8 protein-coding genes and 2 pseudogenes are annotated in these 15,311 nt (G+C 37.2%); 7 read left to right on the forward strand and 3 right to left on the reverse strand.

The window, feature by feature from the left end:
- Positions 1-149: 149 nt before the first annotated feature.
- Both acnA and QNH43_RS01670 read left to right on the forward strand, forming a co-directional pair.
- The gene (gene acnA, locus QNH43_RS01665) at positions 150-2,903 is read left to right on the forward strand and encodes an aconitate hydratase AcnA (protein ID WP_283916575.1); all 2,754 of its coding nucleotides are present in this window, start codon (positions 150-152) and stop codon (positions 2,901-2,903) included.
- A gap of 134 nt (positions 2,904-3,037) precedes the next feature.
- Positions 3,038-4,339, forward strand: a complete 1,302-nt coding sequence (locus QNH43_RS01670; protein ID WP_283916576.1) for a CitMHS family transporter — start codon at positions 3,038-3,040, stop codon at positions 4,337-4,339.
- A 668-nt stretch (positions 4,340-5,007) separates the two neighbouring features.
- Here QNH43_RS01670 and QNH43_RS01675 read toward each other — a convergent pair.
- Both QNH43_RS01675 and QNH43_RS01680 read right to left on the reverse strand, forming a co-directional pair.
- On the reverse strand, positions 5,008-5,421 hold the full coding sequence (locus QNH43_RS01675; protein WP_283916577.1) for a hypothetical protein: 414 nt from the start codon (positions 5,419-5,421) through the stop codon (positions 5,008-5,010).
- 181 nt (positions 5,422-5,602) lie between these two features.
- Positions 5,603-6,564 (reverse strand): annotated as a pseudogene (locus tag QNH43_RS01680) (IS3 family transposase); the annotation flags it as partial.
- Here QNH43_RS01680 and QNH43_RS01685 point away from each other — a divergent pair.
- Positions 6,556-7,272 (forward strand): MurR/RpiR family transcriptional regulator, encoded by a 717-nt coding sequence (locus QNH43_RS01685; RefSeq protein ID WP_283916578.1) that lies wholly within the window; start codon positions 6,556-6,558, stop codon positions 7,270-7,272. The pseudogene QNH43_RS01680 and the gene QNH43_RS01685 sit on opposite strands and share 9 nt — an antisense overlap.
- 996 nt (positions 7,273-8,268) lie before the next feature.
- A complete protein-coding gene (locus QNH43_RS01690) occupies positions 8,269-8,988 on the forward strand; it encodes an SH3 domain-containing protein (RefSeq protein WP_283916579.1) in 720 nt (239 codons plus the stop codon).
- Positions 8,989-11,020: 2,032 nt separating this feature from the next.
- On the opposite strand, the pseudogene QNH43_RS27685 reads toward QNH43_RS01690, so the two are convergent.
- Positions 11,021-11,111, reverse strand: a pseudogene (locus tag QNH43_RS27685) (IS6 family transposase); the annotation flags it as partial.
- Positions 11,112-11,271: 160 nt separating this feature from the next.
- Here QNH43_RS27685 and QNH43_RS01695 point away from each other — a divergent pair.
- The 3 genes from QNH43_RS01695 to QNH43_RS01705 all read left to right on the forward strand — a co-directional run bounded on the left by QNH43_RS01695 (position 11,272) and on the right by QNH43_RS01705 (position 15,092).
- Positions 11,272-12,612, forward strand: coding sequence for a sensor histidine kinase (locus QNH43_RS01695; RefSeq protein WP_283916580.1), 1,341 nt, complete (start codon positions 11,272-11,274; stop codon positions 12,610-12,612).
- Positions 12,609-13,244, forward strand: coding sequence for a response regulator (locus QNH43_RS01700; RefSeq protein WP_283916581.1), 636 nt, complete (start codon positions 12,609-12,611; stop codon positions 13,242-13,244). The genes QNH43_RS01695 and QNH43_RS01700 overlap by 4 nt, the downstream gene beginning before the upstream one ends.
- Before the next feature lie 516 nt (positions 13,245-13,760).
- The gene (locus QNH43_RS01705) at positions 13,761-15,092 is read left to right on the forward strand and encodes a peptide MFS transporter (protein WP_076372437.1); all 1,332 of its coding nucleotides are present in this window, start codon (positions 13,761-13,763) and stop codon (positions 15,090-15,092) included.
- Positions 15,093-15,311: the final 219 nt, after the last annotated feature.

The following is a 15,311-nucleotide window of genomic DNA, read 5'->3' on the forward strand; positions in this document are numbered from 1 at the left end:
AATAACATAAACAGTAAAATTTGAAAAATGACCGATGATTTAATATATAAAAGTTTCATGGCAGCCTATGAAATATTGATATTATTCGCGTAAGGAAATTTAAAATAAAATGAAGTTAATTAGTAATTACCAAAGGGGTTGAACGAAACTTGTTTAGTGGAATTGAAGAACGGTTTAATGTTCGGTCAGAGATTGTCATTTCTGGAAAGATATATAGTTATTATCGAATTAAAACATTAGAGGAAAATGGATTAGGTGATATTTCCCAATTACCTTACTCAATAAAAGTATTATTAGAGGCCGCAATCAGAAATTATGACGGTGTAAGTGTAACTGAAGGGCATGTGAGTACATTAGCAAATTGGTCAGTCAAACGAGAATCAAATCAGGAGGTTCCTTTTAAACCTGCACGTGTTCTTCTTCATGATACAACTGGATTACCAGCAATGGTTGACTTAGCCGCGATGCGTGAAACAATGAATCACATCGGCGGGAACGTAACGGATATTAATCCATTAATACCGGTAGATCTTGTAGTTGACCACTCCGTAACTGTTGACTATTTCGGCAGACAGGATGCGATGCAGCTAAATGAAAAGGTTAATTTTGAAAGAAACATGGAACGTTTTCGTTTTCTCCGCTGGGCTCAGGGCTCCTTTAATAATTTTTCTGTAGTTCCTCCAGCAACGGGAATCATGCATCAAATTAATATGGAGTATCTATCATCAGTCGCAGCCACAATGGAGGATTGTGGTACAACATTAGTGTATCCCGATTCACTTGTAGGAACCGATTCACATACAACAATGGTAAATGGACTAGGTGTAGTGGCTTGGGGAGTTGGCGGAATTGAAGCAGAAGCGGCGATGTTAGGTCAGCCAGTCTATTTTGTTATTCCTGAAGTAGTTGGATTCAAATTAACAGGATCACTCCAGGAAGGTGCAACTGCAACGGATGTTGCACTAACAGTTACAAGTCTCCTTAGAAGAAAAGGGGTTGTAGGTAAGTTCGTAGAATTTTTTGGACCTGGAGTGGGGGAAATGAGTATAGCTGACCGTGCAACTGTTGCCAACATGGCACCAGAGTATGGTGCGACAATGGGCTTCTTTCCTGTAGATCAGGAAACTTTGAACTACTTGAGGATAATTGGCCGCAGTGAAGAGCAAATAACGTTAGTTGAGACTTATTATAAAGCCCAAGGTATGTTTATGGAAAGAGAGAACTCTGAACCCGTTTATTCTGACTTAGTTGAACTCGATTTATCTACGATAAAACCATGCCTTGCAGGACCTAAACGCCCTCAGGATAAAGTGGAATTGACTGAGATGAAACAAAATTTTAATGAAGTCGCCCGTTCACCGATTGAAAAAGGTGGTTATGGATTGAATGAACTTGATTTAACAAAAGAGGTCCAAATTGAGCATGTTGTTAATGGAGAATCTGTAATTAAAAATGGATCAGTTGTGCTGGCAGCTATAACAAGCTGTACAAATACATCAAATCCGTCTGTTTTGATCATGGCAGGTCTTGTGGCCAAAAAAGCTGTTGAAAAGGGGCTGCAAATACCTGCTTATGTGAAAACCTCGTTGACACCAGGATCACGTGTTGTAACAGACTACTTAGCGGAATCAGGGCTTTTAAGACATCTTGAAACACTTGGCTTCCATATAGCGGGGTACGGTTGTGCAACTTGTATAGGTAATTCAGGACCGCTTATTCCTGAAGTCAGCAAAGCAATTGTGGATCACGATTTAGTTGTAGCCGGTGTACTATCGGGTAATAGAAACTTTGAAGGCCGCGTTCATCCTCAGATTAAAGCAAATTATTTGGCATCACCGCCATTAGTTATTGCATATGCACTTGCAGGAACGGTTGATATTGATTTTTCAAGTCAACCCATTGGTTATAATCAAGCAAACCAGCCTGTTTATTTGCGAGACATTTGGCCTTCTTCAATAGAAATTGGGGAATTGTTAAATAATTCCGTTCGACCTGAATTATTCAGAGAAAGATATAAACGGGTATACGATGGAAATGTAAATTGGAACTCGATTCATATTCCTGAAGGGAATTTATATGATTGGGATCAATCTTCAACATACATTCAAGAGCCGCCGTTCTTTAAAGATCTTCCAGTGCAGCCTGCAGATATAAAGGAAATTAAAGGTGCCCGTCTAATTGCAAAGCTTGGTGATTCAGTAACTACTGATCATTTATCTCCTTCTGGAGCAATTAAGCCGGATAGTGCTTCAGGAATCTATTTACAACAGCAAGGAGTGAAAATTAAAGATTTCAACTCTTATCCATCGCGACGTGGGAATCATGAGGTCATGATTCGTGCGGCATTAGCTAATATAAGAATCCGAAATCAATTAGTCCCTGGATCTGAGGGAGGCGTTACTAGATGCTTTCAAACGAATGAAATTACATCCATCTATGAAGCTTCCTTAAAGTATCAGGAAAATGGTACGCCATTATTTATAATTGCTGGTAAAGAATACGGTACTGGAAGTTCTCGAGACTGGGCTGCAAAAGGACCATACCTTCTTGGGGTAAAAGCAGTTATTGCAGAAAGTTTTGAGCGTATTCATCGAAATAACTTAGTTGGAATGGGTGTTCTTCCTCTTCAATTTTTAGAAGGCCAAAATGCCTCATCTCTTAATATTATTGGAAATGAAACGTTTGAGACTGTTGGTATGAGTAATGAAATTAAACCGGGTCAATTGATAAAAATAAAAGCGATTCGTGAAGATGGCAGTTCCTTTGAATTTGAAGTTATTGTTCGTCTTGATAGTTCGATAGATATTCTTTACTACCATAATGGAGGGATTATGCAAACTGTTATACGCCAATTGATTAAAAAAGAAGAAGGCAGTTTAGAACCAGAAGTCTTCCATGAATAATTAGGGGATTCATTTTTTAATGGAGATTCAAGCAGTCATTTAGTCTTGGATTTCCGATTTTTCTCATAAAAGTATTTTTATTAATCGTAGGTAAAGTGGATTGTAAGCGATTTCAATTGATCAGGGGGGATTTGGTGATTGCTTTATTAGGCTTTTTAATGATGATATGTTTTATCTTTTTTATAGTCACAAGAAGGATGTCTGCTTTGACAGCACTGATTGTTATTCCGCTACTCTTTGCTATAGTCGGAGGATTTGGAAAAGATTTAGGCCCCATGGTATTAGAAGGATTAATGGGTGTAGCTCCTACAGGAATTATGCTAATGTTTGCAGTCATGTATTTCGGGATAATGATTGAAGCTGGATTGTTTGAGCCACTTATATCTAAAATTCTTACTATTGTCAAAGGCGATCCTTTGAAAGTGGTGATCGGCACAGCTGTTCTTTCAAGTCTAGTTGCTTTAGATGGAGATGGTACAACAACCTATATAATAACGGTGTCAGCGATGTTGCCTCTTTATATCCGTTTAGGTATTAATCCACTCATCTTAACATGTGTATCAATGATGGCCTTTGGGGTGATGAACATCCTTCCATGGGGAGGACCTACTGCAAGAGCAATTAGTGCACTGAAACTTGATGCGAATGAAGTTTTTCTTCCTCTTGTACCAGTAATGTTAGGTGGTTTTCTATGGGTATTGTTCACGGCATATGTTTTGGGCAAAAAAGAACGTAAAAGATTAGGGATTCTTGATCTTGATTTGTCACAGCATTTTCTAGCAAATCAAGAGCAAGCCTCGGCGGCAGAAATAGATTTAAAACGGCCAAAATTTATATGGTTCAATCTATTGTTAACGCTTTCACTCATTGTTGCTCTTGTCTTAGGCGTCCTACCTCTACCGGTATTGTTTATCATGGCATTCTCACTGGCTTTATTAGTTAATTACCCTAATTTAGAAGTACAAAAGAAAGTGCTTTCTTCTCACGCTGACAGTGTAGTAATTGTTGTTGCTTTAATTTTTGCCTCGGGTGTTTTTACAGGAATTCTGTCGGGAACACACATGGTTGATGAAATGGCTAACAGTCTAATTTCCATAATACCTGAGCAACTGGGTTCGTCTTTTGCGCTCATTACAGCAATTACAAGTCTTCCTCTCACATACGTAATGGCAAATGATCCTTATTATTTTGGAGTATTACCTATTATAGCTAAAACCGCCGCGGCATACGGAGTGGATCCAGTTGAAATTGCACGAGCTTCTGTGCTGGGGCAACCGATTCATGCGATGAGTCCTTTAATTGCTTCGACTCATTTATTGGTAGGGATGGCAAAGGTGGATTTTGGTAAACATCAAAAGTTTATTTTAAAGTGGGCAGTAGGAACATGTGTAGTCATGATTCTTATTGCTTTAATCACAGGAGCTATTTCTTTATAAAGTTTATTCCAGGGAGCGATTCCTTACTCGTATGTAATAAAAGGGTGAATGAGGGCCAACCTACGATAGTACTGAAAGCAGTAAATCATTGCGAGTAGCAACCTATCACGCTCGGACAGCACAACAAGACTACAAGCAAGCCAAGGAGGACAGGGCTATGGTAGAGACAAAGAGAAAATCCCAGGATCAGGGATACTTATGTCTCGTAGCGAAGTCAAGACCAAGCAGGCCAAACACTTTATTTTACTCTGAAAACTGAACCTAAAACGCAACGGGCTCAAGAACAAAAAGCGGCATAATGTTTCGTGACATAAAAGAACTAAAAAGTGAATGAGGAGAAAATGAAAGAACGGCTTAAGTTTTAGGATGCTTTTCAATAAAGTCATTAAATCGATCTTCAACAATTGGGCGCTTTTCTTGATAAGAAGGCGTCTCATTGTAATGAGTAAGATTCTAGAACAATACATTTAAGGGATTGGATTTTGTTGACATGAAATATGAAATTGTGAAGGTTTCTACTTAAACTATGGGGGTCCGTTAGTTTAATAAGGATTGTGAAGAGGAAAAAGCCCCACTCAATTGAGCAGGGCTGAATACATAATTACATCTGAATGTGTCCTCTTTTGCCTACATCCCGGGTAAGGATGTAGGCTTTTATTGAATTAATATTATTGCATTACGTTAAATGTATAAGTTATTTTTGAAGAACTTGTATTTTCGAATTTAATACGGTATGTAGCGCCTTTAGTAACACCTGTCCAGTCCATGTTTGTATAGCCATTTTTAGCAGGATATTTTGTACGATAATTCTTCCAAACGCCATTAGTCTTTTTTTGCAGAATTGCTTTGAATGTTCCAGATGCAGAGCTCTTTGCATTTACAGCAGTCCAAATTTCGTCTGACACAGTAGTTGTCATAGTACGTTGGTAAACATAATTGGAGAATGAACCAGAATGATAATATGTAGTCCAGATACTTCCTTGTGTGGTCCAATCTGCTGCTTCTGCTTTTTGAGGACCACCTAAACTTGATAGACTAAGAACAAGTGCAAGTGCAAGCGAAGCAATGATGCTTTTCTTCATATGTATTCCCTACCTTCCTAATTTTACACATATAATTCTAACATATGGGGAAGCCCTGATGAGTATCAGATGGAAAATATGAGACTTTTAGATTACCTCAATTGTTATTGATCTGAATTAGTTGCATAAAGAAAGAGCTGTCTTTATGAAGTGAACCCAAAAAGTTAGACACTTTATTTAATTAGGCAGCCTTGAGGGCATGAACCCGGTAATCTACCGGGCTCATGCCTTTTAATTTTACCTTGATTCGTTGATGATTGTAGTAATGGATATATTCTTCTAGTTCTTGTTTGAAGTGCTCCATGCTTTCAAATTCTTGAAGATAGAGTAATTCGGATTTTAATAAGCCAAAGAAGTTTTCAATGACCGCATTATCGAGACAATTTCCTTTGCGGGACATGCTTTGTGTAATGTTATGTCTTTTCAAATCATGCGAGTATTGTTTCATCTGATAATGCCAGCCCTGATCTGAATGGAGAATGGGTGAATCTTTCGATTCCAAGCGATCAAAGGCTTTATCCAGCATTTTGGAAACGAGCGGATAAACAGGCCGAGATTCGATATTATAGGCGATGATTTCACCATTAAACAAATCAAGAATGGCCGATAAGTATAGTTTCTCCCCAGCTAGATGGAATTCGGTGACGTCTGTCACCCATTTTTCATTGGACTTTGCCGCCTTGAAATCACGTGCTAGAATGTTGGGCGCAATCTTGCCGATGTTCCCTTTGTACGAACGGTATTTCTTCATGCGAACCAATGACTTCAATCCTAGTTCATTCATCAATCGGAGAACTGTTTTATGATTGATGCGAGCACCTCGGTTACGTAATTCTAGGGTGATACGCCGATACCCATAACGCCCTTTATGCGTATGGAAAATCTCTTTGATAAGTGATTTAATTTCTGTGTATTTATCCTCACGCCCGAAGGCGTTTACCCAATAATAGTACGTACTCCGTGCCATTTTAGAAATGGATAGAAGCAGATTTAAATCAAATTGTTTCCTTAGTTCATGGACTACTTTCGCTTTTTCTTTCTTTGTAAGGCTTCCTTTTCTTGAACTAAGGCATTCAACTTTTTTAGATAGGCATTCTCTGCACGTAAGTATTCTAATTCGGCAAGAAGTGCTTCTTGAGAGCCATTAGCTGGCGATGTACGATAGAAGCCTTAGGATATGAACATTTTAATGATTTACGAAAAGATATCTATGATGAATCGGTGCCTTCCGTCTCAAAATGGACATTGAAGAAGTCTTTTACAGAAATAAAGAAGGAAGGGGGGAAGGGTCCAACTTTAGTGCAAGTTTGGAAAGAATCAGTCAATTTATTAGACAAATCATTAGATTCAACTTTAATGGAAAATTTCGAAAATGCAGTTGATTGCATTGAAAAATCAAGTTATATCAATGTTTTGGGTACTCGACCGTATAAAGCAACTGCATTATATTTCGAACTGTTGCTTGGGGAATTCTATCCTAAGATTAGGCAACTAGGACATGATACGGAAGTGATTTATGATAGGATCTTGCAATTTGAAAAGGATGAAACTCTAGTGGTTTTTGCATTCGAACCCTACACTAATCGAGTTATCGAAGCAGTTAAGCTGACCTATGAACTAGGCAATAAAATTATATTGATAACAGATCATATCTCATGTCCAATTATTTCATATGCGTCTGTTACGTTGAAAGTAGAGGTTAGTGACGAACAATTTTCAGTAATACCTATTATTGCATTGATAGATGCATTGGTAATTGAAATTGGTAAAAGGTCATCAGAAGAATCGATTAAAAAGTTGAAAAGACTTGAAAAAACACTTATAGAAAAGAATATAACGTTTACTTATTAAAACTAGAAAAATAATTATTTTATCCAATGTAATATGGGGTACAAGCTAAATTTAAACAGGCAACTGTCATCTATCGAACACCAATTGGCGGCTATTTGAATGTCATTCCATTCTATAAGCAATTAAATATTAAAGGTTAAATGATTATGATAGCTAGTCTTATGAAGTCTTGGACAAACAAAAAAACGGCAAGCATTAACTTATTTCCCGATTCTTCATCTTTTCTTAATGAAATAAGCAAATCAGTAAGGCCAATCCACTTATTGTTATTCCTCTCGACTATATCGTGATAAATGCATGCTTTTTATTCTTTAACATACTCATTTAGCGCATATGCGTTGTTATTATGGATTTGGCCAAGGATCGCTTTCAAAGGAAATAAAAGATATAGCAGTTCAAATTGGATTTGAGCAATCTTTAACATTGTACAGTTTAACTTTGTGCTTAATTTTTGTTATAAATGCTGTTATTTTAGCTGTGTATTTTTCATTAGCTGAACAAAAGTGAGGATAAAACAAGAGCTTCATTATGCGCAATTAGAAGCAATGCAGTTAAGGTCAGGACGGGAAGCGCTATATCTGGTCCATGATTTAAAAACCCCTCTCACAGCAATTGAGGGGCTAAATTTTATATAATACGGACTATAGTAAGTATCGAAAATAATAGAAGAAACTGATCTCAATTTAGCCTTTGCTCAACAGGATCAAAGGCTATGGATGCTAAGGACATCCATTCTTTTTTGCCCGAAAAAACATTTCACTACGGGATCAGGCGCCAGGTCCAACCAGATGTAACACTCCACAATGGATAAGGATAGATAGAGGCTATGCAAGAGAAGGAGGGAAGCGAATAGATGATCTAATCCTAGATGGAAACAGAAGAAAGGAAATCTTATCGGTATCCCTAACAACTTCTTGATAGGCTATACTTATCTAGACAGAAAATTTAAGGTCAGGTAGACTACAGATACAACTAGTTAAAGAAAAGAGGTCCGATATGAGACGTGATATACAACTGAATGAACGAGCTTTCTCATCCAAGGAAGTGGCAGAAGAAGTGGGGATTGCAACTCCAACTGTTCGAAAGTATGGTCAAATCTTAGAGCGTAATGGATATGAGTTTTTGAAAGATGGAGATCGACGTATCTTTGTTCAATCTGACATCATAGCGCTTGTAGCGCTACGCGATACGGACAAGCCCCTAGACGATACAGCTAAAGACCTTGTATCTCAACAAAAAGAAAGATTAGAAGCAGCCAATGAAACACAGATAGCGATACCCGATACATATGAAAATTTACCCCACGACCCCAATCAATTAAACGAGGCCCTAATGTTTTTAGTCAATGAACTCGCAGCCACACGTGAAATGAATGTCCAACTGACAAACGATATGTCAGAGCTTAAAACAAAGGTTTCCCGGCTCCAGCAGGATCATCATGTTATAAGTTCTAGTATTGGAAATTCAGCGCAAAGAACTAATGCTAAAATTGACCAATTAACTGACCAATTAACTGAACAACAAAATACCCATTACGAAACATTGCTGGAACAAGAAAAACAAAAAAGTGAACTCTTACAAAAAGAAATACAAAATATGCGGGACGAACAGAAAAAAGAATGGAATTCACAAAATGAATTTAATAAACGTTTAGAAGTGACTATACAAAAACGTTCCGAAAAATGGCGGGGGCTTTTCTCCATATTCAAAAAATAGGGTGACTGTTAAGTTTTTGCCTAGCTGTGTATTGATTTGTGGAAGCAAATTATTGATGAAGAAACATTTGATGAATAAAAGCATTGAGATGCGAATCCTCAAAACTTAAAAAAATTCATAGTGTGATATACGATTCGCGTAGCTTAAAAACAGGATTAAGAAGAAATATTCCAACTTTACAGGATTTGGCACTTGTAAGAGGTCGGCGATACCGATGTATCGGACGTTCTACCGAAGGCAAACGAAGGCTCAATTGAAATTCATTGGAGATTTGTTTAAGCGATATGCATCTAAAACAAGATTCATCCTTACTAGGGTGAATCCAGACAGGGATTGATCAGCTTCTTTTTGTGGTTCATATCGCTGGGCGATAAAACTTGCAAATAAATTCGAAACATTTAGGTTTAATAGAAAAGCGGCGTTCGATATACAAACAGGATATACATCCGAATGAACGAGTATTCTTTTCTAAGGAAGTGGGGATGCAACACCCACGTTCAAAAGTATGGTCAAAACTTAGAACGAAACGGATATGAGTTTTTAAGATGGCGGTTGCCTATCTTTATTCAATCTGACATCGAATCGCACATAGCGTTACGCGATACGGACAAGTCCCTAGAGGATACAGCTAACTCCAAAAAGATAGATTAGATGAATAAATAAAACAGAGATAGCGATACTCGATAATATGACAATTTAACCCATAATTTCAAGCGAATAAAAGAGATTTTAATTGTTTTAACCAATGAACTCCAGCTACGCGTGAAATGAACGTACACAGACAAAGGATATTTCTCAGCTTAAAACAACGGTTTCGAAGCTCCAGCAAGATCCATGTCCCTAATAGTGTTCCTCAAGAAAGGGGCTTATCGGTTCTTTTGTGTGTTGCGTATCGCTGGGCGATATAACATGAAAATAAAACAACAGAATCTTTATCCTTAATAGAAATGGAGGTCCGATATGCGACAAGATATACTCCGAATGAATGAGCATCCTCTTCAAGGAAGTGGCAAAGAAGTGGAGATGCAAAATCAATGTTCGAAAGTAAGTTTAATACTTAGAGCGAAATGGATAATTATTGTTAAAATATGGAAAACAACTCCCCTTCGTTCAATCCGATATCGAAACGCTTAAAGCGTTACGCGATACGGACACCCCCCCTAAACGATAAAGCAAGAGACGCTTATATCAAGAAAAAGAAAGATTAGATGAATCCAAAGAAACAGAGATAGCGATATCCGATACATATGAAATTTAAACCCATGTTCGCATTCAATTAATAGAGAGCTTAATTTTTTAACCAATGAACTCGCAGCTACGCATGAAATGAACATCTCACTGACAAACAATATGTCATAGCTTAAAAATGAACAACAAAAACACCCATTACGAAACCTTACTTCAATAAGAAAAAGGTTTCATTACTTTTCAGTCTCTTTTACGATATTGGGGTGTTAATAACTTTTTAAATCTAAGGCAATCAAATCAAAAGTGTAAATTCTTTTGCTCCAACTATTCAGAACCACTATTTTCAAATTTCAACAATTTCCCGAGAAATATCTACAAATTCTGAGTAGATATCGACAAAGTTAGAAGCTTCTAAAAGATGTAGTAAAACATAAGAAAAAGTAAAATGACGAAATTCTTAGCCAGGCACACTTATTGGGTGAAATTGATATTCTATGCAGTAATTATGATAACGCTTTTTTACTTATATACAAGTTGCAAAAGAGAGCTTCTTTATCGAGCATAACGAAGAGTTTAATATTAATGAAGTTAATACATTGGTGAAAATCATGACCAAATGAGCTGTTACTTTATTAAAACTGCGGGATAATGGCTGCAGAAATGGAAAAAAATGTTTTTCACTAATGGCTTGTTTAAAAAAGAGCCATCAATATCCTTTTCATCTATGAATTCAATCTCTCTTTGGACAGACTTCACGCCTTGTTGAAGTTTGTCACTTTCAGCCCAAACAGATCATCTCCACTCCATAGATGATCTGTTGGGCTGTTCGAAATGTTTTTAATCCTAGCATAGAACGGACTCTCTTATCCAACTCAGGAACAATATTGATGGACGTAACGCAAAATGGTTGTTTGAGCTATGGGTAAGCCTCGTTCAATTTTTACATCATAACCCATTTTTTGTAATTTTAATAATTACGTCGAATTGCGTATAATGGGATAGTGGAAGGGGATACATACATTTAAATAATACGAAATGAAAGAATGGTTATCATTCTATTCTATAAGCAAATAATCTATTAAAGGTGAAATGATTATGATAGCTAGTCTTTTGAAGTCTTGGACAATATGGATGAAAATTGGAGTAATGTTATTCGGAGTATTCTTATTATCGTGGCTGGGTCCTGACGAAATTGGCCTTACTGATTTGCTTATTTCATTAAGAGAAGATGAAGAAACAGGAAATAAGTTAATGCTTGCCGTTTTTTTATTAGTGTCTTTAAATACAGTTTTAGCTTTGTTTCATTATATTGGTGCACTGCTGTTGGGAGACGAAATCGGTGATCGTTTAAACCGTCCATGGTTAAAGATCATCATTCCTCTTATTGTGATTCCTCTCGACTATATCGTGATAAATGCTTATTATTCTTTAACATACTCTTTTAGCGCATATGCGTTGTTATTGTTGTTAGCAATCTTATTATTGCAAGCCTTTGAAAAGGATAGGTTAAAGCCAATTATTAAAACGATTATTTGTTCTCAATTAATCTTCGGGATTGAATGGCTGAATGAGATTCCTTCTTTATCCCAATATGGATTTGGCCAAGGGTCGCTTTCAAAGGAAATAAAAGATATAGCAGTTCAAATTGGATTTGAGCAATCTTTAACATTGTACAGTTTAACTTTGTGTTTAATTTTTGTTATAAATGCTGTTATTTTAGCTGTGTATTTTTCATTAGCTGAACAAAAGTGGAGGATAAAACAAGAGCTTCATTATGCGCAATTAGAAGCAATGCAGTCTAGATCAGGACGGGAAGCACTATATCTGGTCCACGATTTAAAGACACCTCTCACAGCAATTGAAGGGCTTAATTCTTTAATTAGTTTGAAAGTGGACGATTCTAAAATTAAAGAATATTGTCAAAAGATTTCATCATCGATTCAGTCCGTCAGCGACATGATTTCCGAGATTTTATATGATGATAAAAGACATTGGTGCCGTATAAAAGATTTAGTTGAATACGTGAAAGCAAGCAGACTGAGCGGGACAAACCTTAATTTGAAAGTAGACTTTCAAACAGATCCTGAAATTAAAATTTTTATTAATAAAATCCGAATGACAAGGGCATTAGTGAATTTAATTGACAATGCTTACGATGCAGTGAATGGAATGGAAGATGGCAAGATTTTGCTTAAGATAAAGACCTGTGAAAATGAACTTTGGCTGGGCGTATCAGATAATGGGAAAGGGATTACACCTAAAGAGCAGGAGAAAATATGGAAAGCTGGGTTTAGTACAAAATCGCATCCAGGGATGGGGTTAGCTTTCGTACGACAAGTTGCTAAAGGACATGGTGCATCATTGGAAATTGACAGCAAGCTTGGACACGGTACAATAATTTGGATAAAACTAGCTGAGAGGAGTGTGTCAAGATGAACATTTTAGTCATTGATGATGACGCATCAATTCAATATATGCTAAGTGAAATTTGTGAATTTGCCGGCTGGAATGTAGATACGGCTAACAACGGAAAAGAAGGATTAATTGTGTTTGCAGAAAAAGGAGCGGATGTTGTTTTAGTTGATTATCATATGCCGGAAATGGACGGAATAAAAACAGTGGTTGGGCTTCGTAACCTTAATGCTGATGTTCCGATTCTTGTATTAACCGTCGATGAACGACAGGAAATTGCTGATCGCTTTCTTGAAGCAGGCGCAACAGATTTTGCATTAAAGCCTGTAAAAGCGCCTGATCTGATTTCAAGAATTCAACTGCATGAACGCCTTGCAAAATTAACTCAATCAGCTACGCAGCAAAAACCCAGTGAAGAAAATGATGTATTTGTAACAAAGGGAATTAGTAAAAGAACACTTTGTCACGTTAGTGATTTTTTACATTCTAATCGTGAACCTTTTTCTGTTGATACAATTTCTAAAGAAGTTGGTTTGGCTTATCCGACCGTCTATCGCTATATTATGCATTTACTTGATGAAGGAAAAGTAGAAATTATTGTGAGTTATCAAAAAATAGGAAGACCGAAAAATTTATATCAATGGATTGTTGACTAAAAACTGCCTTAATACAAGGCAGTTTTTTATTATAATGGGCTTCTCCGTTGCTACACAGATCGCTAATGCAGCTGACTTTTTTTCTTTTTTTTCTGTATTTTTATATTTTCTGATAATATAAAATTATTTTACAACACTAAAGATTCTTGAAAATTTACATGCTTTCATTGAACGTCATTATTTAAGCAATAAGAATTATTCATTTAAAGTGATTGATTACACAGAAGGGTGACATTGTTAGTGGACTAAGAACGTTGACTCGGTTCAGGTGTAACCTTGAATGTTGTCAAAATAATCACGAAAATATAGTGTAAACACCGCAAATTATTGATGTTTGCCATCTGATTCTTATTGCATCAGAGTCAAAATAAAAAAATGTAAACGCTTACCATTGGTGGGTTGGATGGCATGCGTGGCCATCATCGAATTAGACCTAATAAAAAAAGGCAATTATTTTGTGAATGTAAACGATTGGTGGAGGGTTTAATATTTAACCATATTTAGGGGGACTTTATTATGCAAGCAATTTTAAAAAATGATGTTCAGCAGCCAAACGAGTCCAGGAAAAAGCATCCCGCTGGACTGTATATGCTGTTTGCGACTGAGGCATGGGAGCGCTTCAGTTATTACGGAATGAGAGCAATTCTTGTTCTTTACTTAACAGCAACAGTTGTAAACGGAGGGCTTGGAGTCGACAAATCTACGGCTATGGGCATATACGGATTCTTTACTGGTGCCGTTTATATTACGCCAATGATTGGCGGATACTTAACTGACCGTTTCATAGGCAGAAGATTGGCGATCACGATTGGCGGCATTTTAATGGCGCTTGGTAACTTTTCGCTATTCGCGAGTCAGAGTTTGACAGCGCTATACATTGGTCTGGGTTTATTGATTATCGGCAATGGTTTCTTCAAGCCAAACATCTCGACAATTGTTGGTGATCTTTATGAAGACAACGATCCGCGTCGTGATGGAGCTTTCACCATCTTCTATATGGGTATTAACGTTGGGGCTTTCTTCGCACCATTGGTAGTTGGACTTATGAGCTATAAATATGGGTTCTTGACAGCAGCACTTGGTATGATTGTAGGGCAGTTGGTTTTCAACTTATTAGGAAATCGCTATTTAGGTGATATCGGTAAAGAACCTACTGGTAAACCGGAAGTTACAGCTGGTCAAAAATCAGCTGCACCGTTGACGAAAAGAGAACAAAAACGTACAGCGGCTATCGTGATTTTGGCAGTATTCGTTATTGCGTTCTGGGCCGCTTTCGAGCAGGCAGGAAGTTCATTGACATTGTATGCTAATGACCAAATTGATCGGAATGTATTTGGTTTTGAGGTTCCAACTGCCTGGTTCCAATCATTGAACCCATTATTCATCGTGATTTTAGCGCCAATTATGTCTGCTTTATGGTACAAGCTTGGCAGCTCAAAACGCGGTGACTTAAAAACTCCAACGAAGATGGCTCTTGGTTTAGTCACAGTTGGTTTAGGTTTCTTAGTATTGCTTCCTGCAGTTATGTATACAGGAAATGATACAGCGCTTAAAGTAAACATCCTGTTCATGATTGTAACGTATTTCCTTCATACATTAGCCGAATTAATGATTTCGCCAGTTGGTTTATCAATGGTAAGTAAAATTGCTCCAATCAAGCTTGCCTCTCTTCTAATGGGAGTATGGCTGGCAAGTTCGGCGGTGGCTAATATGGTGGCTGGCCAATTGGCTGCGTATACGCAGTCTTTAGGTTACCTGGAAATCTTCAGTGTAATTGGTTTTGTAACAATAGGTTTAGGTATTGTATTATTGCTTCTTTCGAAGCCAGTAGCAAAGCTGATGAAATAATGAGAATAGGAGCTGACCCAAAAGGTGCATAATGTGTCTTTTGGGTCAGCTTTTTTTGTTTATCGCTGTTGTCTATATCATCTTATACGCGACAATTTTCATGGACCAGGAACGTGAACTGGAATCCAGTGTTAGAGTGCTCTTTGACCTTTGTTCAGCAATTGACCATATTCTTGAATAAAATAGAAGGGATTATTTGTAAGTAAGTCGAAGTTAATG

The sequence above is a fragment of the Peribacillus simplex genome, from assembly GCF_030123325.1.
Classification (GTDB): Bacteria; Bacillota; Bacilli; order Bacillales; family DSM-1321; genus Peribacillus; species Peribacillus simplex_D.

What these genes read in the sequence shown, in the direction of transcription:
- QNH43_RS01705 (WP_076372437.1), top strand. Translation starts at nt 13,761, where the DNA reads ATGCAAGCAATTTTAAAAAATGATGTTCAGCAGCCAAACGAGTCCAGG.
- QNH43_RS01695 (WP_283916580.1), top strand. Translation starts at nt 11,272, where the DNA reads ATGATAGCTAGTCTTTTGAAGTCTTGGACAATATGGATGAAAATTGGA.
- QNH43_RS01690 (WP_283916579.1), top strand. Translation starts at nt 8,269, where the DNA reads ATGAGACGTGATATACAACTGAATGAACGAGCTTTCTCATCCAAGGAA.
- QNH43_RS01700 (WP_283916581.1), top strand. Translation starts at nt 12,609, where the DNA reads ATGAACATTTTAGTCATTGATGATGACGCATCAATTCAATATATGCTA.
- QNH43_RS01675 (WP_283916577.1), bottom strand. Translation starts at nt 5,421, where the DNA reads ATGAAGAAAAGCATCATTGCTTCGCTTGCACTTGCACTTGTTCTTAGT.